Annotated in this window: 22 protein-coding genes; 14 read left to right on the top strand and 8 right to left on the bottom strand. The window is 71.8% G+C overall.

Annotation, left to right across the window (positions count from 1 at the left end):
- The first annotated feature begins 32 nt into the window (after positions 1–32).
- The gene (locus AAW13_RS35990) at positions 33–848 is read left to right on the top strand and encodes an alpha/beta fold hydrolase (protein ID WP_046727869.1); all 816 of its coding nucleotides are present in this window, start codon (positions 33–35) and stop codon (positions 846–848) included.
- Here the strand turns inward: AAW13_RS35990 and AAW13_RS35985 are convergent.
- Both AAW13_RS35985 and AAW13_RS35980 read right to left on the bottom strand, forming a co-directional pair.
- The gene (locus tag AAW13_RS35985; RefSeq protein ID WP_046727906.1) at positions 845–2,257 is read right to left on the bottom strand and encodes an amino acid permease; all 1,413 of its coding nucleotides are present in this window, start codon (positions 2,255–2,257) and stop codon (positions 845–847) included. The genes AAW13_RS35990 and AAW13_RS35985 overlap by 4 nt on opposite strands.
- A 60-nt stretch (positions 2,258–2,317) precedes the next feature.
- On the bottom strand, positions 2,318–3,268 hold the full coding sequence (locus tag AAW13_RS35980) for a LysR family transcriptional regulator (protein ID WP_046727868.1): 951 nt from the start codon (positions 3,266–3,268) through the stop codon (positions 2,318–2,320).
- A 102-nt stretch (positions 3,269–3,370) separates the two neighbouring features.
- Between AAW13_RS35980 and AAW13_RS35975 the strand changes: the two genes are divergently transcribed.
- Entirely contained in the window at positions 3,371–4,618 is a 1,248-nt protein-coding gene (locus AAW13_RS35975; protein ID WP_046727867.1) for an MFS transporter, read from the top strand.
- Here the strand turns inward: AAW13_RS35975 and AAW13_RS35970 are convergent.
- Positions 4,554–5,009, bottom strand: a complete 456-nt coding sequence (locus AAW13_RS35970; protein WP_046727866.1) for a universal stress protein — start codon at positions 5,007–5,009, stop codon at positions 4,554–4,556. The two genes, AAW13_RS35975 and AAW13_RS35970, sit on opposite strands and share 65 nt — an antisense overlap.
- A gap of 89 nt (positions 5,010–5,098) precedes the next feature.
- Here AAW13_RS35970 and lysX point away from each other — a divergent pair, with 89 nt between their 5' ends.
- A complete protein-coding gene (lysX, locus tag AAW13_RS35965) occupies positions 5,099–8,371 on the top strand; it encodes a bifunctional lysylphosphatidylglycerol synthetase/lysine--tRNA ligase LysX (protein ID WP_079179102.1) in 3,273 nt (1,090 codons plus the stop codon).
- A gap of 152 nt (positions 8,372–8,523) precedes the next feature.
- On the top strand, positions 8,524–9,366 hold the full coding sequence (locus AAW13_RS35960) for a polysaccharide deacetylase family protein (RefSeq protein ID WP_046727864.1): 843 nt from the start codon (positions 8,524–8,526) through the stop codon (positions 9,364–9,366).
- A 31-nt stretch (positions 9,367–9,397) separates the two neighbouring features.
- On the opposite strand, the gene AAW13_RS35955 is transcribed toward AAW13_RS35960, so the two are convergent.
- Positions 9,398–10,072: a class F sortase gene (locus AAW13_RS35955; RefSeq protein WP_046727863.1), complete on the bottom strand. Its 675-nt coding sequence runs from the start codon at positions 10,070–10,072 to the stop codon at positions 9,398–9,400.
- Between the two features lie 335 nt (positions 10,073–10,407).
- Between AAW13_RS35955 and AAW13_RS35950 the strand changes: the two genes are divergently transcribed.
- Positions 10,408–11,271: a hypothetical protein gene (locus tag AAW13_RS35950; protein WP_046727862.1), complete on the top strand. Its 864-nt coding sequence runs from the start codon at positions 10,408–10,410 to the stop codon at positions 11,269–11,271.
- Positions 11,272–11,360: 89 nt separating this feature from the next.
- Here AAW13_RS35950 and AAW13_RS47965 read toward each other — a convergent pair whose 3' ends face one another.
- The 3 genes from AAW13_RS47965 to AAW13_RS47520 form a co-directional block, all read right to left on the bottom strand.
- Positions 11,361–12,122, bottom strand: a complete 762-nt coding sequence (locus tag AAW13_RS47965) for a hypothetical protein (protein WP_046727861.1) — start codon at positions 12,120–12,122, stop codon at positions 11,361–11,363.
- 224 nt (positions 12,123–12,346) lie between these two features.
- Positions 12,347–13,111 carry a bestrophin-like domain gene (locus AAW13_RS35940; protein WP_046727860.1) on the bottom strand — a complete coding sequence of 255 codons (765 nt, stop codon included), beginning with the start codon at positions 13,109–13,111 and terminating at the stop codon, positions 12,347–12,349.
- A 30-nt stretch (positions 13,112–13,141) separates the two neighbouring features.
- Entirely contained in the window at positions 13,142–13,270 is a 129-nt protein-coding gene (locus AAW13_RS47520; protein ID WP_276207626.1) for a hypothetical protein, read from the bottom strand.
- A 22-nt stretch (positions 13,271–13,292) separates the two neighbouring features.
- On the opposite strand from AAW13_RS47520, the gene AAW13_RS46480 reads away from it, so the two are divergent.
- The 4 genes from AAW13_RS46480 to AAW13_RS35920 all read left to right on the top strand — a co-directional run bounded on the left by AAW13_RS46480 (position 13,293) and on the right by AAW13_RS35920 (position 18,323).
- Positions 13,293–13,658 carry a hypothetical protein gene (locus AAW13_RS46480; RefSeq protein WP_063777046.1) on the top strand — a complete coding sequence of 122 codons (366 nt, stop codon included), beginning with the start codon at positions 13,293–13,295 and terminating at the stop codon, positions 13,656–13,658.
- A 384-nt stretch (positions 13,659–14,042) separates the two neighbouring features.
- On the top strand, positions 14,043–15,011 hold the full coding sequence (locus tag AAW13_RS35930; protein ID WP_046734245.1) for an SCO0930 family lipoprotein: 969 nt from the start codon (positions 14,043–14,045) through the stop codon (positions 15,009–15,011).
- 358 nt (positions 15,012–15,369) lie between these two features.
- Positions 15,370–16,182 carry an SAM-dependent methyltransferase gene (locus AAW13_RS35925; RefSeq protein WP_046734246.1) on the top strand — a complete coding sequence of 271 codons (813 nt, stop codon included), beginning with the start codon at positions 15,370–15,372 and terminating at the stop codon, positions 16,180–16,182.
- On the top strand, positions 16,179–18,323 hold the full coding sequence (locus AAW13_RS35920) for a putative bifunctional diguanylate cyclase/phosphodiesterase (RefSeq protein ID WP_046734247.1): 2,145 nt from the start codon (positions 16,179–16,181) through the stop codon (positions 18,321–18,323). Before AAW13_RS35925 ends, AAW13_RS35920 begins: the two co-directional genes overlap by 4 nt.
- Positions 18,324–18,526: 203 nt before the next feature.
- Here the strand turns inward: AAW13_RS35920 and AAW13_RS35915 are convergent, their stop codons facing one another.
- Positions 18,527–19,411 (bottom strand): LysR family transcriptional regulator, encoded by an 885-nt coding sequence (locus AAW13_RS35915; protein ID WP_046734272.1) that lies wholly within the window; start codon positions 19,409–19,411, stop codon positions 18,527–18,529.
- 119 nt (positions 19,412–19,530) lie between these two features.
- On the opposite strand from AAW13_RS35915, the gene AAW13_RS35910 reads away from it, so the two are divergent.
- The 5 genes from AAW13_RS35910 to AAW13_RS35890 all read left to right on the top strand — a co-directional run bounded on the left by AAW13_RS35910 (position 19,531) and on the right by AAW13_RS35890 (position 24,880).
- Complete coding sequence (locus AAW13_RS35910) at positions 19,531–20,202, top strand: succinate dehydrogenase (RefSeq protein WP_046734248.1); 672 nt, start codon at positions 19,531–19,533, stop codon at positions 20,200–20,202.
- 2 nt (positions 20,203–20,204) lie between these two features.
- A complete protein-coding gene (locus AAW13_RS35905) occupies positions 20,205–22,154 on the top strand; it encodes a fumarate reductase/succinate dehydrogenase flavoprotein subunit (protein WP_046734249.1) in 1,950 nt (649 codons plus the stop codon).
- Positions 22,151–22,900: a succinate dehydrogenase/fumarate reductase iron-sulfur subunit gene (locus AAW13_RS35900; RefSeq protein WP_046734250.1), complete on the top strand. Its 750-nt coding sequence runs from the start codon at positions 22,151–22,153 to the stop codon at positions 22,898–22,900. The genes AAW13_RS35905 and AAW13_RS35900 overlap by 4 nt, the downstream gene beginning before the upstream one ends.
- 343 nt (positions 22,901–23,243) lie before the next feature.
- Positions 23,244–24,017, top strand: a complete 774-nt coding sequence (locus tag AAW13_RS35895) for a GNAT family N-acetyltransferase (RefSeq protein ID WP_046734251.1) — start codon at positions 23,244–23,246, stop codon at positions 24,015–24,017.
- On the top strand, positions 24,017–24,880 hold the full coding sequence (locus tag AAW13_RS35890; protein ID WP_046734252.1) for a lysophospholipid acyltransferase family protein: 864 nt from the start codon (positions 24,017–24,019) through the stop codon (positions 24,878–24,880). Before AAW13_RS35895 ends, AAW13_RS35890 begins: the two co-directional genes overlap by 1 nt.
- Positions 24,881–24,920: the final 40 nt, after the last annotated feature.

Below are 24,920 nucleotides of genomic sequence, written 5' to 3'. Positions count from 1 at the left end.
CAAAACTCCGTGAAGATGACACCTTGGTTGTCATGAATGGTGCTGCGGACGTCCGCCTCTTCCCGTCCTCCGACGGCGACCTCGCCTACCTCGACACCGGCTCCGGCGACCCCGTGGTCCTGCTCCACGCCGGATACGTCGACCACCGCTTCTGGCACCGGCAGATCCCGGCGCTCGCCGCCGAGTACCGGGTGATCGCCCCGGACGTGCGCGGCCACGGCTTCTCCGCCAACGCGAGCAGGCCGTTCCGCTGGGCCGACGACCTCGCGGAGCTCCTGCGGCACCTCGACGCGGGGCCCGCCGTGCTCGTCGGCGTCTCGATGGGCGGGGTGATCGCCACCGACACCGTGCTGGAACACCCGGAGCTCGTCCGCGCGGTCGTCACCTGCGGCGCCGCCACCGGAGACTTCCGGTACACGGACCCCTGGCACAAGGAACTCCAGGCCGAGTACGCCCGCACCCTGGGCGCCGGAGACATCGCGGGCTGGCTCGACGCGTTCGTGAAGCTCGTCCCCGGCGAGCACCGCACCCTCGACGCGATCGACCCGGAGATCCCGCGCCTGCTGCGGGAGCTGGCCCTGCACTCCATCTCCAAGCACACACCGGACGAGCCGGACCGGCTCGTGCCCGTCACCGGCTCCTGGCCCCGGCTGCCGAAGATCGACGTCCCGGTGCTCACCGTCAACGGCGGCCTGGAACCGGCCGACCTGCTCGCCGCCGCCGAACGCCTGGCCCGCGAGGTGCCCGACGGCCGCGCCGAGATCGTCGAGGGCACGGACCACTACCCGAACCTGGAGAAGCCGCGGGAGTTCAACGCCCTCCTGCTCGACTTCCTCCGCGCGCTCTAACGCCCCGCCAGCCGGGACCTCTTGTACGAGTAGCCGAAGTAGACCACGCACCCGACCACGAACCAGACCGCGAACCGCACCCAGGTCTCCCACTTCAGGAACGTGATCAGCCAGAGCGAGAAGACGACACCCAGCGCCGGCACGAACGGCATCCCCGGGGTACGGAAGCCGCGCGGCAGGTCGGGCTGCCGGTAGCGCAGCACGATCACCGCCACGCACACCACCACGAACGCCAGCAGGATCCCGATGTTGGTGAGCTCGGCCGCCTCACCGATCGGCACGAACCCGGCGAGCAGGGCGGAAGCCACCCCGACGATCCAGGTCACCCGGGTCGGCACGTGCCGCGTCGGGTGCGTCTTCGCGAACCAGGCGGGCAGCAGTCCGTCCCGGGACATCGAGAACCAGACCCGGGTGACGCCCAGCATGAACGTGAACATCACCGTGAGGATGCCGATGATCGCGCCCACCGCGATCACGTCCGCGAGCCCGCTCAGCCCCACCGACTTGAACGCGGTGGAGAAGCCGCTCTCCGGATCGATGTCCTTGTAGTTCTGCATGCCGGTCAGGACCAGGCAGGCCGCCACGTACAGCACCATCGAGATCGCCAGCGAGTAGATGATCGCCTTCGGCATGTGCCGTTGCGCGTCCTTGGACTCCTCGGCCGCCGTCGACATCGCGTCGTACCCGAACACCGCGAAGAACACGGTGGCCGCGCCCGTGAACGCGCCGCTGACGCCGAACGGGAAGAACGGGTGGTAGTTGTCCGAGTTGATGTGGAAGACGCCGACGCCGATCACCAGCAGCACCACCAGCACCTTCAGCACGACCACGAAGGTCTCGAACCGGGCCGCGCTGCGGATGCCGAGATTGAGCAGGTAGGCGATCAGGAGGCAGAGCACCGCGGCGAACAGGTCGACGCGGTGCCCGGCGCCGGTGCCGGGGGCACCCAGCATCCAGTGCGGCAGGTTCGCGCCCATCTCCTCGACCAGGAAACTGAAGTACCCGGAGATGCCGATCGCGACCACCGCCACGATCGCCGTGTACTCCAGGAGCAGGTCCCAGCCGATGAACCAGCCCGCGAACTCGCCGAGCACCGCGTAGCCGTACGTGTAGGCCGACCCCGCCTTCGGGATCAGCCCGGCGAACTCCGCGTACGACAGCGCCGCGCAGGCGCTCGCCACACCGGCGATCAGGAACGAGACCAGGACCGCCGGTCCCGCCGTCTCGTTGGCCACCGTGCCGGCCAGGGTGAAGATGCCCGCGCCGATGATGCCGCCGACGCCGATCGCGGTCAGCTGCACCAGCCCCAGCGATCTGTCCAGCCGGGGGCCCTCGGTGACCTCGGTCTCCTCGATGTGCTCGATGGGTTTGCGACGGAGAATTCCTTCACCCATACGGAGCTTGGCCATGTGCCTCACCTCTTCGCCGATCGCGAACGGCCGCCGGCGGATCATGATGGCGCAGGGGCGTCACGGACGGAAGACGCCACGCACGGTCTCGGCCCAGCCGGGCACCCAGGTCCCGGTCACGGGCCGGGGCGGCCGGGTGTCCGTGAGATGGGCGCGCAGCGCGACCAGCCCCGGATGCGGATTGGCGGTCGTCCACACCAGGGAGTGCGGGTAGAGGGGGGTCGGTCCGGTCAGGGGGATCCGGCGCAGTCCGTGACCGTCCGGCCAGGCCAGTCCGGTGCGCTCGCTCACCAGGGTGGCCACGGTGCCGGAGCCCGCCAGCGCCTCCTGGAGGGCCCCGGAGAAGTTCGGGCCCGAGGCGTCGATGGTGAGACCGAACTCGGCGGCGAGGGAGGCGTAGTAGGCGGCCCACTCGGTGCCGTCCACGATGCCCGGCATCCAGATCCGGTGCCCGGCCAGCTCCCGGGGTGTGACCGAGTCCCGGCCGGCCAGGGCGTGCCCGGGGCCGGTGAGCAGCTGCACCGGCTCGTCGTACACCCGGACGGCCTCGACGCCCCTCGGCAGCGGCCGGCCGGGCATCGCGACGGCACGGAAGGACGCGTCCACCGCACCCGAGCGCAGCGCGGCCAGCGCCGAGTCCACGTCGAAGAGGGTGACCACGTCCAGCGCGACCCCGGGGTGCGCCTCGTGGAAGCCGCGCAGCAGCGCCGCGGGGGCCAGCCGGGCGCCGATCACGTCCACCCGCAGCGCGCGCCGGCCGGGCCGTACCGACGCCGCCGCCCGGTCCGCGGCCAGCAGCAGCTCGCGGGCGTGCGGCAGGAAGGTGCGGCCGTCCACGGTCAGGTCGGCTCCCCGGGCGGTCCGGGTGAACAGCCGCACGCCCAGCTCCCGCTCCAGGGCGGCGACCCGCTTGGACACGGCCTGCTGGGTGACCTCCAGCACCGCCGCGGCCTCCTGGAACTGCCCCGAGTCGGCCACCGCGACGAACGTCCGCACTGCTGTGAGGTCCACCCCGCCACCGTACAACCGCTGGTTGTGGCAGCCGGTCCGCCGGTTGTTTGATTCGGCGGCCACCTGCGCGTTTTCATATCCCGGGTCAACGGGAGGTTGTACATGGGACGGCGGTTCGGGTGGCTGTGGGCCGCCTACGCGGTGAGCGCGCTCGGCACCTATCTGGCCTTCGACGCGTTCTCGGTGATCGCCGTCGTCGCGCTGCACGCCGGCCCCGCCCAGGTGGCGCTGCTCGCCGCGACGGGGCCGGCCGTGGGCGCGGCCGCGGCGGTGCCGCTCGGGCCCTGGGTGGAGTTCCGGCAGAAGCGGCCGGTGATGATGGCGATGGACCTGGTCAGGTTCGGCGCCCTGCTGACCGTCCCCGCCGCCTACGCGCTCGGCGGCCTGGGACTCGGCCAGATGCTGCTCGTGTCCGTCGTCGTGGCCGCCGCCGACATCACCTTCGGCGCCGCCTCCGGAGCCTTCCTGAAAGGGCTGGTCCCCGCCGACCGGCTGCTCACCGCGAACGCCCGGTTCGAGTCCACGAACTGGACCGCGCTGGTCCTCGGACCGCCCCTCGGCGGCGCCGCGATCGGCCTGTTCGGACCCGTCACCACGGTCACGGCGAACGCGGTCAGCTTCCTGCTGTCGGCGCTCGGCATCCGCGCCGTCGGCGGCGGCGAGCCCCGCCCCGCGCCGCGCGGGACGGACCGGCTGCGCGCCGCCGACCTGGCGGAGGGCTGGCGGCACATCCTCGCCAGCCCGGCCCTGCGGCCCCTCTTCCTCAACAACCTCGCGGCCAACGCCCTGATCATGGTCGCCGCCCCGCCGCTGGCCGTCCTCATGCTCGGCCGGCTCGGCTTCACCCCGTGGCAGTACGGCCTCGCCTTCGCCGTGCCCTGCCTCGGCGGTCTCCTGGGCGCCCGGCTGGCCCGCCCGCTGGTCGCCAGGTACGGGCAGTGGCGGGTACTGCGCGCCACGAGCGTCCTGCGCGCCGTCTGGCCCCTCGGACTGGCCTTCGTCGGACCCGGACTGCCCGGACTGCTGCTGGTGATGGCCCTGGAGCTCGGGGTGATCACCTGCTCGGCCGTCTACAGCCCGGTGTACGCCACCCGCCGGCTGGAGCACACCCCGCACGACCGGGTCGCCCGCACCCTGTCCGCCTGGTCGATCACCGGCAAGGCCACCACGGCCGCCATGACCGCCCTGTGGGGTCTGCTGGCGAGCCTCACCGGCCCGCGCACCGCGATCGCCCTCGCCGGAGTCCTGCTCCTGGCGACCCCGCTGCCGCTGCTGCGGCGGACAGCTACGGCACCACCGTCACCGGCCACCGTCCCGCCTTCACCAGACGGATCGCCACAGAGCCGATGAACCGGTGCCCGGCCTGCTCGGAGGCCCCCACCACGACCGCGTCCGCCTTCAGCTCGTCCGCCGCCTTCACCATCCCGTTGTAGGCGTCGCCGCGGAACGTGTGGAACTCCCAGCGCACCTCGAATATCCCCTTGACCCGTTCGGCCGCGTCCCTGATCTGCCGGACCAGGTCCTCCGCGATCTCGTCGGTGGTCTCCGCCACCGGCGCCCCGAGCACCGCCCCCGCCGCGAGCACCGGCTGCACGTACACCACGGCCAGCAACGCGCGCTGCCGTCGCGCCAGACCGCCGGCATAGGAGAGTGCGCGCAGGGAGGAGTCGGAGCCGTCCACCCCGACCACGATGACCTTGGGCCCGTCCGTGCCCCGCTCGAACTGGTGTTGTTCCGCCACGGGCCAGAGGCTATCGGAATCCGCAGGTCCGGTGGGGGTCCGGGGCCGCTCGACGGGCGCGCCGGGCGCGCCCTTCCTAGAGTCGGAACATGGGTGCCGCCGTGGCGCCCGCCACGGGCAGGGCCCCGGCGGGCCCGACACGCCCGCCCGGCGGCGGGCGAACGACCTGGGTGCCGGAGGCCTTCGGGACCTTCTTCGGCGTCCTCGCCCTGCTGTGCGCCCTGCTCTCCTTCCTGGCCCCGCTGCGGGTACTGCTCCGGCCCGTCGTGCACTTCCTCAACGCCGTCGTGGTGCCGGTCAGCCCCAACCTCGCCTACGCCGTCTTCCTGTTCCTGCTCGGCGGCGCCACCGCCGCCCGCAAGAAGGTCGCCTGGTGGCTGGTGGTGGTCTACCTCGGCCTGCTGGTGCTGGCCGACATCGTGACGGTCGCCCTCGGATTCGACTGGTACTCGTTCAGCTCACTGCTGGTGTGCGGGCTCGCCCTGGCCCTGCTGATCGTGGCCAGGGGCGAGTTCTACGCCGCCTCCCGCCGGGCCGCGGTGCGCCACGCCCTCGCCGTCCTCCTCGTCGGCCTGCTGCTGGCGATCCTGGCCGGCTGGGGGCTGGTCTCGCTCTTCCCCGGCTCGCTCCCGCACGGCCAGCACCTCGCCTACGCCGCCGACCGGGTCTGCGGCGGCCTGGTCTCCGGCTACAGCTACGGCGGCCGGCCGCCGCGCTTCGTCGCCTTCCTGCTCGGCCTCTTCGGCGCCCTGGCCCTGCTCGACGCCGCCGCCACCCTGTTCCGTTCACAGCGCCTGGAAGCGGCCCTGCACGGCGACGAGGAGACCCGCATCCGCGCCCTCCTCAAGGTCTACGGCGACCGGGACTCCCTCGGCTACTTCGCCACCCGCCGCGACAAGGCCGTGGTCTTCTCACCCAGCGGCAAGGCCGCCGTCACCCACCGCGTCGAGGCCGGTGTCTGCCTGGCCAGCGGCGACCCCGTCGGCGACCCGGAGGCCTGGCCGCACGCCATCGCCGCCTGGCAGGACATGGCCCGCCGGCACGCCTGGGTGCCCGCGGTGATGGGCGCCTCCGAGGACGGCGCCAAGGCCTATGTCCGCGCCGGACTCGGGGCCCTGCAACTCGGCGACGAGGCGATCCTGCACGTCGCCGAGTTCGACCTGGGCGGCCGGGAGATGCGGGTGACCCGGCAGGCCGTCAACCGCGTCCGGCGGGCCGGCGCCACCACCCGGGTCCGCCGCCACGCCACGCTCACCGAGAGCGAGATGGAGGAGGTCGTCGACAAGGCCGACGCCTGGCGCGACACCGAGACCGAACGCGGCTTCTCGATGGCCCTGGACCGGCTCGGCGACCCCGCCGACGGCGACTGCCTGCTCGTCGAGGCGCTCGCCGAGGACGGCCGGCTGCTCGCCCTGCTCTCCTTCGTGCCCTGGGGCGGCGACGGCATCTCCCTGGACCTGATGCGCCGGGACCGCGCCGCCCCCAACGGGGTCATGGAGTTCATGGTCGCCGACCTGTGCGCCGCCGCCCCCAAACTGGGCGTCCGCCGCATCTCGCTGAACTTCGCCGTCTTCCGCTCGGTGTTCGAGGAGGGCGCCCGCATCGGCGCCGGACCGGTGCTGCGGCTGTGGCGCCGGCTGCTGCTGTTCTTCTCCCGCTGGTGGCAACTGGAGGCCCTGTACCGCTCCAACGCCAAGTACCGCCCCGAGTGGTACCCGCGCTTCCTCTGTTACGCCGACGCCGGCTCCCTAGCCCGGATCGGCCTCGCCTCCGGAATCGCCGAGGGCTTCGTCTCCGTACCGTCCCTGCGCAAACTCTGGGGAAAGGGGCACCCGAAGGCCGGACCGCGTCCCGTCGAGGGGCCGCGGTCCGCGCCGGTGCCAGGTCTCGACGGAGGGGACGGGGCCGGGCCCGGCGCCCCGGACACCGGCCTGCCGGACCAGTTCCGGGTCCGCCGCCGCAAGCTGGAACGGCTGCGGGCGGCCGGCACCGACCCCTACCCGGTGGCGGACGGCCGGCCGGTCCGCGCCCTCGCCGGGATCCAGGACGGCGAGACGGCCACCGTCGCCGGACGGGTCATGCTGGTCCGCGACTTCGGCGGCATCCTCTTCGCGGTCCTGCGCGACTGGTCGGGCGACCGCCAGCTCGCCCTCACCCGTGACACGTCGGGCCCCGCCCTCGACCGGTTCAGGACCGACACCGACATCGGCGACCAGATCACCGCCACCGGCCGGGCCGGCCGCAGCGACCGGGGCGAACCGACCCTCTTCGTCACCGACTGGCAGCTCACCGCCAAGTGCCTGCGCCCGCTGCCCGACAAGTACCGGGGCCTCGCCGACCCCGAGGCCAAGGTCCGCCGCCGCTACCTCGACCTCGCCACCAGCCCCGCCGCCCGGGACGTGGTCCGCGCCCGCTCCACCGCCCTACAGTCCGTGCGCCAGGGCCTCCTCGACCGGGGCTACCTGGAGGTCGAGACCCCGATGCTCCAGCAGATCCACGGCGGCGCCAACGCCCGCCCCTTCACCACCCACATCAACGCCTACGACCTCGACCTGCACCTGCGCATCGCCCCCGAGCTGTACCTGAAACGGCTCTGCGTCGGCGGCCTGGAGAAGGTCTTCGAACTCGGCCGCACCTTCCGCAACGAAGGCGTCTCGCACAAGCACAACCCCGAGTTCACGATGCTGGAGGCCTACCAGGCGTACGCCGACTACGACGTGATGCTCGACCTCGCCCGCGAGCTGATCCAGGGCGCCGCGACCGCCGCCTTCGGCGCCCCGGTGGCCCGCAGGGACGGGCAGGAGTACGACATCTCGGGCAGCTGGCCGGTCAGGACCGTGTACGGGGCGCTCTCGGAGGCGCTGGGGGAGGAGATCGGACCCGGCACCGAACTGCTGCGGCTGCACCGGCACTGCGACCGCGTCGGGGTGCCGTACACCGCCGACGACGGGCCCGCCGACGTGGTGCTGGAGATGTACGAGCGGCTGGTCGAGGAACGCACCGAACTGCCCACCTTCTACAAGGACTTCCCGACCGGAGTCGCCCCGCTCACCCGGCAGCACCGCACCGACCCGCGGCTCGCCGAACGCTGGGACCTGGTCGCCTTCGGCACCGAACTCGGCACCGCCTACTCCGAACTGACCGACCCGCTGGAACAGCGCCGCCGGCTCACCGCCCAGTCGCTGCTCGCGGCCGGCGGGGACCCCGAGGCGATGGAACTCGACGAGGACTTCCTCGACGCCCTCGAATACGCGATGCCCCCCACCGGCGGGCTCGGCATCGGCATGGACCGGCTGGTCATGTTCCTCACCGGCCTGACGATCCGGGAGACACTGCCCTTCCCGCTGGTCCGCCGCCGCTGACGGCTGCTTCGCCCGGAGGCCCACCGCTTCCCCCGCACCTCCTTGACCGTTTCTTTTCGAAACCTCTCTCCGCTGGTCCGTGCGGGTGTTTTCGCGCCGCCGCACCGGTGTCGAAGCGGTGCCCCGGAGCCCCGCCGGGCGACTGATGAGTCATGCAGAAGGATCAGTTGTTCACCCGGCGCCGGCTGCTGCTGGCCGGCGCCGCCGCCCTGGGGGCCGCGGGCACCGCCGGGATCGTCGTGGCCGGCAGCGGCGAGGAGGCGGGCCCCGCGGCCCCCGCGGCCGCCCCGGCCGCCGGGCCCGCGGCCCGCCAGGAGCTCAAGTCCTCCGCCTTCCGGCTCCAGCCGCTCACCGGATACGGGGCGCCGCGCACCAGGCCGCGCAAGCTCAAGGTCCGTAAGGAGCCCATCCTGAAGATCTCCGAACGCGGCAGGCAGATGATGCTGACGTTCGACGACGGCCCCAACCCGAACTACACCCCGCACATCCTGGACACCCTCGCCAAGTACGACGTGCGGGCGATGTTCTTCCTGTGCGGTGAGTGCGTCGTGGAGAACCGCGAGCTGGTGGCGCGGATGGCCGAGGAGGGGCATGTCGTGGGCAACCACACCTGGACGCATCCGCTGCTCACCACCCTGGACCGCGGCGAGATCCGGGACGAGATGGAGAGCACCAGCGACGCCATCGAGGACACCTACGGCGAGCGCCCGCAGTGGTTCCGCGCGCCCTACGGCGCCTGGAACAAGGCCGCCTTCCAGCTCGGCGCCAAGATGGGCATGGAGCCGATGGCCTGGACCGTCGACAGCACCGACTGGACGACCCCGGGCACCCGGACCATCGTCGACATCGTGGAGAACGGCGCCGCCCCCGGTGTCGTGGTGCTCTCCCATGACGCCGGGGGCGACCGCTCGCAGAGCGTCAGCGCCCTGCGCCAGTACCTGCCCTACCTGCTGGACAACGGCTACCGCCTGACCGTGCCGCGCCGGCGCACCTGAACCGCGCCCTCGCCCGCCCGGTCGCGCCGCCTCAGTGGACCTCGACCAGGCGGGCGAAGACCACCACGTTCCCGTCGTAGCCGTTCTGTTTGGAGAAGCCGCCGCCGCAGGTGATGACCCGCAACTCCGGTGTGCCCTTGGAGCCGTAGACCCGGTCGCCGGGGAAACCGGACTTCGCGAAGACCTCGATGCCGTAGATCTCGAACACGGCGGTACTGCCGTCGACGCGGTCGACCTCGATGCGGTTCCCCTTCTTCAGCGAACCGAGACCGTAGAAGACCGCCGGACCCTTGGTGTTGTCGACATGGCCGACGATGACGGACGTGCCCTTCTCCCCGGGGGAGACACCCCCGGTGAACCAGCCGGCCAGATTCGGGTCGTCCGGCGGCGGGGCCGCGACCCAGCCGTCCGTGTCCAGACCCACCGGCATCACCGGCGCGTCGACCCGGATCGCGGGGATACGGACCCGGTTCGCCGCCGAGAACGGCAGCGCCGCGGGTGCTGTGGCGAAGGTGCCCGGGATCGTGGTACGGCTGTCCGGGGCGGCGGCCGAGGCCGGTTGCGGCGGACCGACGTCGAACTCTCCGGAACCGTTTCGGATGAGTGCCAGACCGGTCAGCAGAACCAGCGCTATCACGCCCCAGGGGGCACGCTTCCGCCGCCGTTCCTCCTCTTCGGCGAACTCGGAGAATCCGGACGCAGACATTCGCCATCCCCTTTCCACGCGGCCGCCGCCACGTCCGTGTCGCGCATGGGAAAACGCTAAGTCCCACGCACGCGGGCGGCGACGGGGCGACGGGCGAACGGGTGGCCCCCCGCTGTCGTGGTGAGCCATCCGAGTTGCCGTTCCCAGGTTTTTTCTGACGGTCCGTGACCTGCGGCAATATCCGATTGTGCGCTTTTCCGTCGGCGTGTCCCCTCACCAGGACGGACCATTCTCGAAATGCGGGCGTGTTCCCGGCATCTGAGGGTCTGTTCGGGAGGTGCTTTCTCGCCGATCGACCGGGGACGGTTCCCGGGGCGCCTTCCGCGGAGGAAGAGATGCGAAACTCACGTGCGCTGGCGGTCGCGTGCACAGTGGTCGCCGTTCTCGGGGCCGCCGCCCCCATGGCCGTCGCGGACGGCATGGGCAACGGCGGCGGCCCCGCCAACACCCAGGCCCCGGTCGTCGGCGGAGCCGGCGTCAACCCGGGGGTCGGCGTCGCTCCCGGCACCGGTGTCGGTGGCGTCGGGGTCGCCCCCGGCGTCGGTGTCGCCCCCGGAGTCGCGGCGGTCCCGGGAATCGCGGTCCCCGCGGTCCCCGGGTTCGGCGTGGGCGGATTCAACGGGCGGGGCAGGGACGACTTCAACGGCCGGGGCAGGGACGACTTCAACGAGCGGGGCAGGGACCGCTCCGACTGCCGGGACGAGGAGCGATTCGAGGGCGGACGCGGCGACGACGGACGCGGAGACGACTTCGGCGGCCCGGGCGACGACGGGCTGGAGAACGACTTCCGGTGCCGGGGCGGCGAGGGCGCCCGCGACATCGTCGCCCAGCCCAGGGCGATCGCGAGCGGCGCCCAGCTCACCGTCACCGTCAACGGCTGCCGCGAGGGCGTCATGAGCTCGCGGGCCTTCCGGACGACCCGGTTGTTCCCGTTCGGCGGGAACATGGCGCGAGGTGTCGCCACCATCGAACGGGGCACCCGTCCCGGCCCGTACAACCTCACGGTCCGCTGCGACAACCGGACCCTGACCAGGCCGAACGCGTTCACCGTACTGGGCGGGGTGCGCGGCGGTCTCGGCGGCAGCGTCTCCAGCGGGGCCACCCAGGCCGACATGGCGATCGGCGGCGGGCTGGTGGGCGCGTCCGTGCTGGCCGGTTGCGGGTTCTGGCTGCGCCGCAGGCACGAGAAGCGGTACTGACGCTCGCGCGCGGGCCTGTTGCTCCGGTCTCCCAGGAGACCGCGGCGCGGGTCCCGCGCGGCCGCGGAGCGCCGGCCGCCGGGAGCGGGTCAGGCGCCGTCCTCGCCGGTGCGTGCGCGGGCGCGGCGGTACGCGGTGCCGACCGAGCCCGCCACGAGCGCCGCGCCGAGCCCGATCTCCTTCAGGTCGAACCCTCCGAAGCTGCCGCCCTCGCCGGCCCGCACACCCCGTGAGGGCGGCAAGGGCTGCGGGTTCAGCGCCTCGTCCCGGCCGGTGCCGCCGCCGTCTTCGGTGCCGTCGTCGGCGCGTCCGTCGGCACGACCGCCGGTGTCCTCGTCGGTACGACCGTCCGTACGGCCGCCGGTCCCGCCGACGGCGGGGCTGTCCGCGTGCCCGTCGGTCCGTCCGTCGGTCCGTCCGTCGGTGCGGCCGCCGGTCTGGTCGTCCGCGCGTCCGTCGCCGTGGCCGTCCGGGGCGCCGCCCGCGACGGCCAGTTCGGCCGACCCGCTGGTCCCGTCGCAGTCGAACGTCACCCGGTACGAGGACTGCGACCGCGCGTCCCGGCCCACGGTGGCCGTCCCCGAGTCCTGACCCGCCGGGATCCGGATCGTGTCGAACACGCTGGAGGCGACGGTCGCGATGCCGCGGCAACCGTCGTCGCGGTCCAGGTGGAAGTTCACCCGGCCGCCCGCCGCCACGGTGGTCGGTGTGACCCGGAATCCGAAGGGCGCGGTCTGCCGGCCGCCGTCCCCCGGCCCGTCGCCGCTGTCGTCCGCGAGGATGGCCGGAGCGGACAGGGCGAGGGCGCCGACGCCCAGCAGGGCGACGGAAGCGACGCGTATCGCACGCATGATGGTTCCTCCGGTCCCCGGGGAGCGGCATGCGGACCTGTTCCGCCGGCGCCGGAAACGTGCCCCGGTGATCGGAACGCTAGGAACGTCCGCACACGCACGCGAACGCAGTAGCGCGAACGGGGGAGGCCGGTCGGCCGTCCGGGGGACGTCGCTACGGCGACCGGGGGACACCGGCGGCGCGCCGCCGGTGTCCCCACCCCGGGGCCGGGCCTCGCGGGCCCCTACCCCTTGATCTGTGGGAAGAGGTTCAGGAAGGGCTGCACCGACGCGGTGATGCCCCGGCTGTACGGTTCGTCGAAGTCCCAGATCAGGAACAGCATGAAGGCGATGGTCGCGGAGAACAGGCCTGCCAGGAGCAGCTCCCGCCTGGTACGCCGGATCTGAAGCGCGAAGACCATGCCGACGGTGATCACCGCCCCCGTCAGCAGTCCGCCCCAGACCACGTTCGGCATCGTCGCCCCGGTCGCGTCGGCCCGGGCGCTGCGGGCCTGGTCGAGCGCGGCCACCTGGTCCACCAGCGGCTGGTAGGCCTGCGCCTGGAAATCGGTCTTCGGCTGGTAGTCGGTGACGTCCTGACGGATCTGCGCGAGCAGGTCGGCACCGCGTGGGGTGAGACGACCGTGGTCGGTCATCTCCTTCCACTCCTTGCCGACGACCTGCCGGGCGTACGCGTCGACGTCCGCGCGGATGCGGTCGCGGGCATCGGGCGGATACACCCGTACCCGCTCGTAGATCTCGTGCAACGCCTGTGCCTCCGACTGCACGTGGTCCTGGGCGGCGCTGCGGGCCTCCCACACGCCGGCCACGGCCAGGCCCAGCACGATCGCGTAGATGACACCGATCCACATCGTCATGTACTCGATGACGTCCGGCGTCTCGGAGGGATCCTCGTCCTCCGACGCCCTCTTGTCCCGGACGAGGGTGATGACGACCACCACGGCGCAGGCCGCGAGGATCGCGAGGACGAGAACAAGCCAATCCGGCAACGGATTCCTCCAGGTATCGGTGGCCGCTCGTCAGCGCGCGCGGAACGCGGCGACGGCGACGATCGCGGGTACGGCGATGAGCAGGACGTAGGTGACCGGAGAGTTCCGGTGCGGAGCCTTCGAGGCGGTCGACTGAACGTGGTACGGCGGGTAGGTCACCGGCGTCGGTGACGGCCGCGGAGTGGGTTTCGGCGTCGGCGTGGGGGTCGGTGTCGGCGTCGGCCTGGGCTTGGGCGCGGGCGCCGGTGGCGGGACGAAGGCCGGGGCCGGCTTCGCCGCCGGGGCCCGCCGGGGCGGTGGCGGTGCCGGACGCGGCGGCGGTGGCGCGGGGCGCGGCGGCTCGGGCTTCGGTGTGGGTCTGGGTTCGGGGGTGGGCTCCGGCGGCGGTGGTGGCGGTGCGGGCGTCGGGGTGGGTGGGGGGCAGGGCGGCGGTGTCGGCGCCGGACACGGCGGCGGAGCGGGCCAGGAGTCTCCGGTGCCGGACACGGCGACGACGTCGCCCGCGACGGCCACCGCGTGGACACCGTCGGGGCCCGCCGAGGCGTAGGCGCAGGCGTCGGCCGAGGCCGTGCCGACCGGGCAGCCCACGAGGGTCCACGTCAAGGTCAGCAGAGCCAACACCTTTGAGGCGGGCGCACGTCGGATCGCTTCGGGTGCATGCACGACCGAGATCATGAGGTGCCGCGAGCCGTCGCACGCCGTAGTACCGGAGGATTGATCCGAACGGGGGACATGTGGCGTAAACCGGTTTGAATCACGCCGGTCGGCAGATGGCTCGAAGCGTACGCCCGTGCGGAGCGCGTCCCGAGCGCACAGTGCTCCAAAAGAAATTTGTGCGCCGGTTGAACACTCCGGCCCCCCGGATCCGTACCTGGTGTCGTGCGGCGGCGCAGAGGCGCTGCAATATCCAGGCGATTATGGGGAGTTGACGATGAAGACCTCGTGGAGGAGCGCCTCTCTGGTGGCCACGGCCGCGGGGGTGATGGTGTTCGCGACGGCGTGCGGTCAGGACAATCCGACCACTCCGTCCTCGGCGGCCCAGAACGTCGGAGCCACGGCTCCGGCAGGCATCGGCAGCATCACCAGCCCCACCGCCTCGAGCGGCGCCGGCAACGGCTACGGCGCCGACGGCAGTCAGGCCTCCAGCTCCCCGGCCGCGGTCCAGCCCGCCGGCAAGCTGACCGTCGCCAGCAACCCCGACCTGGGCAATGTGCTGACCGACGGGAGCGGGCTCACCCTCTACCGCTTCGACGCCGACACCGCCAATCCCCCGAAGTCGAACTGCGACGGCGACTGCGCCACCGCCTGGCCGCCGGTGCCCGCCGACGACGCCACGGCCGGTGCGGGCATCGACAAGGCGTTGCTCGGCGAGGTCACCCGCACCGACGGCAGCAAGCAGCTGACCGTCGGCGGCTGGCCGGTGTACCGCTACGCCAAGGACGTCAACGCCGGTGACGTCAACGGTCAGGGCGTGGGCGGAAAGTGGTTCGCGCTCGCCCCCGACGGCAAGAAGGCCACCCTGGCCTCCCTGCCCGGCCTGTCCGTCCGCAAGGACGCCAAGCTCGGTGACATCGTGGTCGACAAGAACGGCCACACCGTCTACCGCTTCATCAAGGACAAGGCGTGGCCCAAGGTCGTCTCGAACTGCACCGGTGCCTGCCTGGAGAAGTGGCCTGCCGTCGCCGAGGTCGCGTCGAGCGACACCAAGGGCATCGTGAAGAAGGGCCTGATGGGCTTCTCCCGGCCGGACAACGGCCAGAAGCAGCAGACGGTCGACTGCTGGCCGATCTACACCTTCTCCGGTGACACGAAGGCCGGGGACACCAACGGTCAGGGCGTGGGCGGCACCTGGTACGCCGTCTCGCCCGAAGGAAAGCTGGTCGGCGCGCCGAGCAAGTAGGGATCACCTCCCCAGGGTTGATCGCCCCGCCCGAGTCCACATTCGCACATCGCGGAAGGGAGGGCAGAGGCCAGCGAGAGTCCCGGACGACGAGACACAACGGCGCACGACCGCCCGCCCCCTCCACACCGCACGGAGGGGGCGGGCTTCTTGGCGTCCTGGCGGCGGCTGTCGACGTGCGCGAGCAACCACGAACCACCCGCACCCGACGAACAAACCGAACGCGCCCCAAACCGCGCATCGAATCCCCAGCTCCTGACCGGGAACGGATGGTCAATTTCCGTTTCGGCTACCCCCGTTCGCGGGCGATCAGTAGCCTCAGCTCGAACACCGGATCGCCTCAGCCTTGGAGAGATACATGGAGCGTCCCGCCTGGGCCCCACGAAGCATCGACATCTCGGTGCCGAGCGTTTCGCGTATCTACGACTACTACCTGGGCGGTTCGCACAACTTCGAGGTCGACCGGGAGGCGGCCCGCAAGGCGATGGCGCACATGCCCGGCCTGCCGAAGATCATGCAGGCCAACCGGGCGTTCATGCGCCGCGCCGTCCGGCACGCGGCGGCCGCCGGCATCGAGCAGTTCCTGGACATCGGCTCCGGCATCCCCACCTTCGGCAACGTCCACGAGGTGGCGCAGCAGGCGCACCCCGGCGCACGCGTGGTGTACGTCGACCACGACCCGGTGGCCGTCGCGCACAGCGACGCCGTGCTGGAGGGCAACGAGCACGCGGACGTGGTCGCCGCCGACCTCCGCAAGCCGCAGGAGATCCTGTCGAGTCCTCAGGTGGAGCGTCTCATCGACCTGAATCAGCCAGTGGCGTTGCTTCTCGTTGCCATACTGCACTTCGTGGAAGACGCGGACGACCCGTACGGGGCAGTGGCACAGCTGCGCGACGCACTCGCGCCCGGCAGCCTGCTTGTTCTCACGCATGCCTCGTACGAGGGAATCCCGCTGCCCGCGGAGCGGGCCGAGGGCGCGGTGGACGTATACAAGGACATTCGCAACCCGCTGATCATGCGCTCGCGCGACGAGATCGCGCGGTTCTTCGAGGGGTACGACATGGTGGAACCCGGACTGGTGCCGATGCCGCACTGGCGGCCGGAGTCGGCGCCGGAGGACGAGGATCCGTATGCCTTCTCCGGATTCGCCGGCGTGGGGATCGCCGCGTGATCGCGGAGCCGGACGGGCCGGAGGACAGACTGCGCCGGTTCGCGACGATCTGGAGCCGTACGGTCTTCCCGGTGACCTCGACGTCCCTGACCCGGCCGGAGTTCGAGGAGCAACTGCTGCCGCTGGCACGCCGGCTGAGCGAGATCCTGCGGGCGCACGGCTTCGACGCCGACGAGGCCCGGCAGGTGGGCGCCGCGCTGATCGACGCGCACTGCACCGATCCCGAGGCGCTCACCCGCACCCTCGACTGCGTCGACGCGTACCTGGTGCTGTACTGCGGCGAGGACGGTCCGCAGGACGAGCTGCGGATGCGTTCCTCGCGGATCCAGCACGCGATGGCCGCCGGGTTCGCCCAGGCGCTGCGCGAGCGCACGCTGGCCGAGCAGGAGGCCATCGCCCAGGCCGCGTTGCGCGCCCAGGGCGTGGTCGCGCAGGCGCTGCACGCGAGCGAGGCCCGGTTCCGCGCGGTCTTCGAGGGCGCGGCGATAGGGATCGGCATCGCCGACCTCGAAGGCAACGTCCTCCAGGTGAACGGCGCGCTGCTGCGCATGTTCGGCGGCTCGGAGCAGACCCTGCGCAGCCGCAACGTCCTGGAGTGGGCGCACCCCGAGGACGCGCCGCAGACCTGGCGGCTCTACGAGGAGCTGGTGCGCGGCGAACGCGAGCACTACCACGTGGAGAAGGCGTTCAACCGCTCCGACGGTACGGTCCTGTGGACCAACCTGACCGTGTCCCTGCTGCGGGACGCGGACGGCGAGCCGCAGTACCAGCTGGCCCTCATGGAGGACACCACCGAGCGGCGGCTGCTCAACCTCAGGCTGCGCTACGAGGCCACCCATGACGCGCTCACGGGCCTGCCCAACCGCACACTGTTCTTCGAGCGCCTGGAGAAGGCCCTCGCCGCGGGGGAGGGACAGCGCTTCGGGCTGTGCTACCTCGACCTGGACGGCTTCAAGACCATCAACGACAGCCTCGGCCACTCGGCCGGCGACCGGCTCCTCGTGGAGGTCGCCGACCGGCTCCAGTCCTGCGCGACCGCGCCCGGCGAGATGGTCGCCCGGCTCGGCGGCGACGAGTTCGTGGCGCTGACCACCGGCGCCGCCACCCAGCGCGAGGTCGACGACCTGGCCGACCGGATCATGAACGCCCTGGTCACCCCGATCAGCATCGACGGCCGTGAACTCCTGGTGCGCGGCTCCATCGGCATCGTCGAGGGCCCGGCCGGCGAGCGCACCCCGGCCGAGGTGCTGCGCAGCGCCGACATCACGATGTACCGGGCCAAGTCGGCGGGCGGCAACCGCTCCGAGCTGGCCGACCCGGAGGCGGACGCCCGCGCGATCACCCGCCACGGCCTGACCACGGCACTGCCGGCCGCCCTGGACCGGGGCGAGTTCTTCATCGAGTACCAGCCGCTGGTGCACCTCGGTGACGGCAGTGTCCGCGGCGCCGAGGCGCTGGTCCGCTGGCTGCATCCGCAGCACGGGGTGCTCGGCCCCGACCGTTTCATCCCGCTCGCGGAACACACCGGTCTCATCGTCCCGTTGGGCCGCTGGGTGCTGGAGGAGTCGATCCGCCAGGCCCGCGAGTGGCGAGAACGCTACGGCGAGGACACCGCCGGGGGGCCGCTGCGCATCAACGTCAACCTGTCCCCGTGCCAGCTCACCCATCCCGGTCTGGTCCAGGACACGGTGGACATCCTGGAGCGCACCGGGGTGTCGCCCGACGCGCTGTGCCTGGAGGTCACCGAATCGGCCCTCATCGGCGCCGACGACGATCTGCTCAAGCCGCTGCGGCGGCTCGCCGAGATGGGTGTCGACATCGCCCTGGACGACTTCGGCACGGGCTACTCGAACCTCGCGAACCTCCGCCGCCTCCCGGTCAGCATCCTCAAACTGGACCGCTCGTTCACTCAGAGCATGCAGCAGTTCCCGGCCGACCCGGTGGACCTCAAGATCGTGGAGGGCATCGTCACCCTGGCCCACAGCCTGGACCTCGCGGTCACCGTGGAGGGCGTGGAGACGGGCGCCCAGGCCGAACAACTGCGCATACTCGGCTGCGACACCGCCCAGGGCTGGTACTACGCCCGCCCGGGCCCACCGGAGAGGCTCCACGACCTCGCATTGGTGGATGCGACGGGCTGAGTCGTCGGTGCGGGTGCGTGGGGGCTGGTCGCGCAGTTCCCGCGCACCTTTCAGGCGCGCCGAGGTGGACGCCCCTGAAAGGGGCGCGGGGAACTGCGCGAGCAACCACCCATAACCCGCACCCGACCACGCTCCGTCACCTCTCCGCGCCACCTTTCTCCCCGTCTCCTCTCCACGTCACCTCTTGCCGTCTCCTCTCCACGTCACCTCTCCAACAACATCCGCTGCAACTCCCTGGCGGCCCGAGGCGGAGCCACATCGCTCCGGTGCGCCAACGCGATGGTCCGGTGCAGCCCCGGCTTGGCCAACGGAGTGACCCGCAGCCCCCGCCCCGACCGCGCCGCCACCATCCGGGGCACCACGGCCACCCCGAGACCCGCCCGCACGAACCCCAGCACCGCGTCCATCTCGCCCCCCTCCACCGCGAAACCCGGCTCGAACCCCGCGGAGCGGCACGCCGCGACGGTCAGTTCCCGCAGGTCGTAGCCGTGCCGGAACATCACAAGACGCTCGCCCTCCAGATCGGCGATCCGCACACCACCCCGGCCTCGCCCGGGCACCGTCGCCTCGGGCGCGGACACCACCACCAGGTCCTCCCGCAACAGCTCCACCGTGGTCAGCGCGGGCGACGCCGGCGGCAGCGGCAGCACGATCAGCGCCAGGTCCAGTGCCCCGCGGGCCAGTTCCCGTACGAGATCGTGCGACCCGCTCTCCTCGATCAGCAGCTGGATCCCCGGGTACCGGTCGTGGAAGGCCCGCAGCACGTCCGGCAGCAGCCCGGTGCACAGACTCGGTGTCGCCCCCAGCCGCACCCGCCCGCTGCGCAGCTGCACCAGCTCCTGCACCTCGTACCGGGCCGTGTCCGCGTCCGCGAGGATCCGCCGGGCCAGCGGCAGCAGCGCCTCGCCCGCGTCGGTGAGGGTGATGTTCCCGCGGGCCCGCAGGAACAGGTCCGCCCCCAGCTCCCGCTCCAGCGCCTTGATCTGCTGGGACAGCGACGGCTGGGCGACGTGCACCCGCTCGGCGGCCCGGGTGAAGTGCCGGGTCTCGGCGACGGCGACGAAGTACTGAAGCTGCTGGAACTGCATGGTGACACGATAGCCCTTGGCTATCGAATCAAGCCGGACCATGTCTTGGACCGATCGGCTCGTGGCGGCCTACCGTCATCGGCATGGCTCTGGCAACGCGGACGGACCGACGGCCGTCCATGGCGCGCACGATGTGGGACAGCTCCGTCGGCAAGAAGACCGTGATGGCCGTCAGCGGCCTGATCATGCTGCTCTACCTGGTCGTCCACATGATCGGGAACCTGAAGATCTTCTTCGGGGCCGGCGAGTTCAACCACTACGCCCACTGGCTGCGCACCATCGGCGAACCGTTCATGCACTACGAGTGGACGCTCTGGCTCATCCGGGTCGTCCTGGTCGTCGCGGTGGTCGCCCACGCCACGTCCGCCTACCAGCTCAGCCGCCGCGACATCAGGGCACGCCCCAGCAAGTACGTGCACAAGAAGGCCCGGGCGTCCTACGCGACCCGCACCATGCGCTGGGGCGGGATCATCCTCGGCCTGTTCATCGTCTGGCACCTCCTCGACCTGACCACCGGCACCGTGCACCCCGGCGGCTTCCAGGAGGGCCACCCGTACCAGAACGTCGTGGACACCTTCTCCACCTGGTACGGCGACGTCGTCTACATCGTCGCGATGCTCGCCCTCGGCCTCCATGTGCGGCACGGCTTCTGGAGCGCCGCCCAGACCCTCGGCGTCGGCAGCCGCACCCGTGACCGCGCCCTCAAGATCACGGCCGACGTCCTCGCGCTGCTGCTCACGGCCGGATTCATCGCCGTACCCGTGGGTGTCATGACCGGAGTGGTGAGCTGAACATGACCGAATACGTGAACTACACGACCGGCGAACCCGTCTCCGACGGCAAGGCCCCGGCAGGGCCGGTCAACGAGCGCTGGGACAAGCGCCGTTTCGAGGCCAAGCTGGTCAACCCCGCCAACCGGCGCAAGCACACGGTGATCGTCGTGGGCACCGGTCTGGCCGGCGGCTCCGCCGGGGCCACCCTCGCCGAACAGGGCTACCACGTCGTCCAGTTCTGCTACCAGGACTCCCCGCGCCGCGCCCACTCGATCGCCGCGCAGGGCGGGATCAACGCCGCGAAGAACTACCGCAACGACGGCGACTCCGTCCACCGGCTGTTCTACGACACCGTCAAGGGCGGCGACTTCCGGGCCCGCGAGTCCAACGTCCACCGCCTCGCGCAGATCTCCGTCGAGATCATCGACCAGTGCGTGGCGCAGGGCGTGCCGTTCGCCCGTGAGTACGGCGGGCTGCTCGACACCCGGTCGTTCGGCGGTGTCCAGGTGTCCCGGACCTTCTACGCCCGCGGCCAGACGGGCCAGCAGCTGCTGCTCGGCGCCTACCAGGCGCTGAGCCGGCAGATCGCCGCCGGGAACGTGGAGATGCACCCGCGCACCGAGATGCTCGACGTGATCGTGGTCGACGGACGGGCGCGCGGGATCGTGGCCCGGGACCTGATCACCGGGAAGATCGACACGTACTTCGCGGACGCCGTCGTCCTCGCCAGCGGCGGCTACGGCAACGTCTTCTACCTGTCGACGAACGCCATGAACTCCAACGCCACCGCCATCTGGCGGGCGCACCGGCGCGGTGCCTACTTCGCCAACCCCTGTTTCACGCAGATCCACCCCACCTGCATCCCGCGCACCGGCGACCACCAGTCCAAGCTGACCCTGATGAGCGAGTCGCTGCGCAACGACGGCCGGATCTGGGTGCCCAGGGCCAAGGGCGACACCCGGCCCGCGAACCAGATCCCCGAGGACGAGCGCGACTACTACCTGGAGCGCATCTACCCGTCCTTCGGCAACCTGGTCCCGCGAGACATCGCCTCCCGCGCCGCGAAGAACGTCTGCGACGAGGGCCGGGGCGTCGGCCCCGGCGGGCAGGGTGTCTATCTGGACTTCGCCGACGCCATCGAGCGGATGGGGCGGAAAGCCGTCGAGGCCAAGTACGGCAACCTCTTCGACATGTACCAGCGGATCACCGACGAGGATCCGTACCAGGTGCCGATGCGGATCTATCCCGCCGTGCACTACACGATGGGCGGGCTCTGGGTCGACTACGACCTCCAGACCACCGTGCCGGGCCTGTTCGCGGTCGGCGAGGCCAACTTCTCCGACCACGGGGCGAACCGGCTCGGCGCGAGCGCGCTGATGCAGGGCCTCGCCGACGGCTACTTCGTGCTCCCGGCCACCATCAACGACTACCTCGCCCGCCACCCCCACCAGGACCCGGTGACGGACGGACACCCCGTCGTACAGGAGGTGCTGGCGGAGACCGAGGACCGGCTGAACCTGCTGCTGTCCGTCGACGGCGACCGTACGCCCGACTCCTTCCACCGCGAACTCGGCGAGCTGATGTGGGAGTTCTGCGGCATGGCCCGCACGGACGCCGGACTGCGCAAGGCACTTGAGCGCATCCCGCAGATCCGTGAGGAGTTCTGGCGGCGGATCAAGGTGCCGGGGACCGGCGAGGAGTTCAACCAGTCCCTGGAGAAGGCCAACCGCATCGTCGACTACCTGGAACTGGCCGAGCTGATGTGCCTCGACGCGCTGCACCGCGCCGAGTCCTGCGGCGGCCACTTCCGGGAGGAGTCCCAGACGCCCGACGGCGAGGCCGCCCGCAGGGACGACGAGTTCGCCTACGCGGCCGCCTGGGAGTTCACCGGCACCGGGGACGCCCCGGTACTGCACAAGGAAGACCTGGTCTTCGAGTACGTCCACCCCACCCAGCGGAGCTACGCATGAAGCTCACCCTGCGCGTCTGGCGGCAGAAGAACGCCGACGCCGACGGCGCGATGTCCACGTACGAGGTGGACGGCATCTCCTCCGACATGTCCTTCCTGGAGATGCTCGACACCCTCAACGAGGAACTCATCCTGCGCGGCGAGGACCCGGTCGCCTTCGACCACGACTGCCGCGAGGGGATCTGCGGCGCCTGCTCCCTGGTGATCAACGGCGACGCGCACGGGCCCGAGCGGACCACCACCTGCCAGCTGCACATGCGGTCCTTCGCGGACGGCGACACGATCGACATCGAGCCGTGGCGGGCGTCCGCGTTCCCGGTGATCAAGGACCTGGTGGTGGACCGGTCGGCGTTCGACCGGATCATCCAGGCCGGCGGGTACATCACGGCGCCGACCGGGGCCGCGCCGGAGGCGCATGCGACGGCGGTGCCGAAGGCCGACGCCGACTTCGCGTTCGAGCACGCCGAGTGCATCGGCTGCGGGGCGTGTGTCGCCGCCTGTCCGAACGGGGCGGCGATGCTGTTCACCTCCGCCAAGGTGAATCACCTGAACGTGCTGCCGCAGGGGGCGCCCGAGCGGGAGACGCGGGTGCTGGACATGGTGGGGCAGATGGATGCGGAGGGGTTCGGGGGGTGCACGCTGACGGGGGAGTGTGCGACTGCTTGCCCTAAGGGGATTCCGCTGGTGTCGATCACCAGTATGAACAAGGAGTGGCTGCGGGCTACCCGGAAGGCCGGGAAGCGGTAGCGCCGTTGCGGGGTGCGGGTGCGTGGGGGCTGGTCGAGCAGTTCCCCGCGCCCCTCTCAGGGGCGCTGTTGCGAGGGGCGCTGGAAAGTCAAAGTCGTTCGCCGAGAGGTGCGGACGGGCGGGGTCGGTGTGGTGCTCACCGGCCCCGTCTCGCGTCTCCTTACGGCCGTCTGATCACGGGAGCGCTACTCTCGGGCATCCGTGAGTGACCGGAAACGGTCCGACTCCCGGCATTCAGCAGTCGCACATCCACGGGTCCCGCGCATGTCACGCCGAGTCCAGCCTGCCACGGAAGAAAGCAGGTGCAGATTTCCTCAGCTTCCGCTCGGCGCAGGAGACCTCCATGACCGCCATGCCCGCCTCACCCCCCGCTCTCGCCGCCCCGACCGGGGACTCCGGCTACCTGGTGCAGCTCGCCCGTGACGAGGACGACGTCCGGGCCGCGCAGCGGCTGCGACACCAGGTCTTCGCCGGAGAGATGGGCGCCCGGCTCGACGGGCCGGAGCCGGGTCTGGACGCGGACGCCTTCGACGCGTACTGCGACCACCTGCTCATCCGCGAAGCCCTCACCGGCGAGGTCGTCGGCACCTACCGGCTGCTGCCGCCGGAGCGCGCCGCGGTCGCCGGGCGCCTGTACTCCGACGGCGAGTTCGACCTGTCCCGGCTCGACGGCATCCGCTCCGGCCTGGTCGAGGTCGGCCGCTCCTGCGTGCACCCCGCGCACCGCGACGGCGCCGTCATCGGCCTCATCTGGGCCGGCATAGCCCGCTACATGGTGGACCGCGGCCACGAGTGGCTGGCCGGCTGCTGCTCCGTCCCGCTCGCCGACGGGGGCGCCCTCGCCGCCGCCACCTGGGACCGGGTCCAGGCCAAGCACCTCGCCCCGGAGGAGTTCCGGGTACGGCCGCTGAACCCCTGGATCCCCGGCGCACCGGCCCCCGAGGGCCGTACCGAACTGCCCGCCCTGCTGCGCGGTTACGTCCGCCTCGGCGCCTGGGTGTGCGGGGAGCCCGCCCACGACCCGGACTTCGGGGTCGCCGACCTGTACGTGCTGCTGTCGATGCGCCGGGTCAACGCGCGCTACCTGCGGCACTTCCTCTCGCTCGTCCCGGCCTGATGAGCGTCTGGCTGCCCAGCGCGCCCTGCACCCCGGGCGCGTGCGTGGAACGTGCGGGGTCCCTCACGGCCGTACCTCGGGCCGTGCTGCGGTTCGCCGCGGTCGTGGCCCTGATGCTGACCGCGATCGCGCTGCTCCCGTTCGGCGGGAGGATCCCCGCCGAGTGGGTGCGGCGGTTCTGCCGGCTGCTCGTGCGGGCCGCCGGCGTCCGGGTCCGGATCACCGGCCGCGCACCGGGCACGGGCGGGGTGCTCCTGGTCGCCAACCACATCTCCTGGCTGGACATCCCGCTGCTGGCCTCCGTACGGCCCGCGCGGATGCTCGCCAAGCAGGAGATCCGCGCATGGCCGGTGGCCGGGGCGCTGGTGGCCGGGGCCGGGGTCCTGTTCATCGACCGGGACCGGCTGCGCGCGCTGCCGGACACCGTCGCCCGGATCGCGGGTGCCCTGCGGGAGGGCGCCGCGGTGGTCGCCTTCCCGGAGGGCAGCACCTGGTGCGGCCGGGCCCAGGGCCGGTTCCACCGGGCCGTGTTCCAGGCCGCGCTGGACGCCGGCGTGCCCGTGCAGCCGGTGCGGCTGCGGTACCGGCGGTCGGCGGGCGAGGCCAGTACCGTGCCCGCGTACGTCGGCGAGGACACCCTGCTCGCCTCCCTGTGGCGCGTGGCGTCGACCCGTGGACTGGTCGCCGAGGTGGACATCCGGCCGCTGATCCCGGCGGGCAGCCACGCGGACCGCCGTGCCCTCGCCCGTGCCGCCCAGCCCGTGACCCACGAACCGGCCTGGACGCACACGGCCCTGGTGAACTCGGTACGGGTCGCTCCCTGGCCGGCCGCCGAGTGGCGCCTGAGCAGGCCGGCGCCGTAGCCGCCGCCGGGCGAGCCGCCGCCGCAGCCGCCGCCGGGCG

The sequence above is a fragment of the Streptomyces humi genome (assembly GCF_001005085.2).
Classification (GTDB): Bacteria; Actinomycetota; Actinomycetes; order Streptomycetales; family Streptomycetaceae; genus Streptomyces; species Streptomyces humi.
This window is presented reverse-complemented; position numbering and strand designations above follow the sequence as displayed.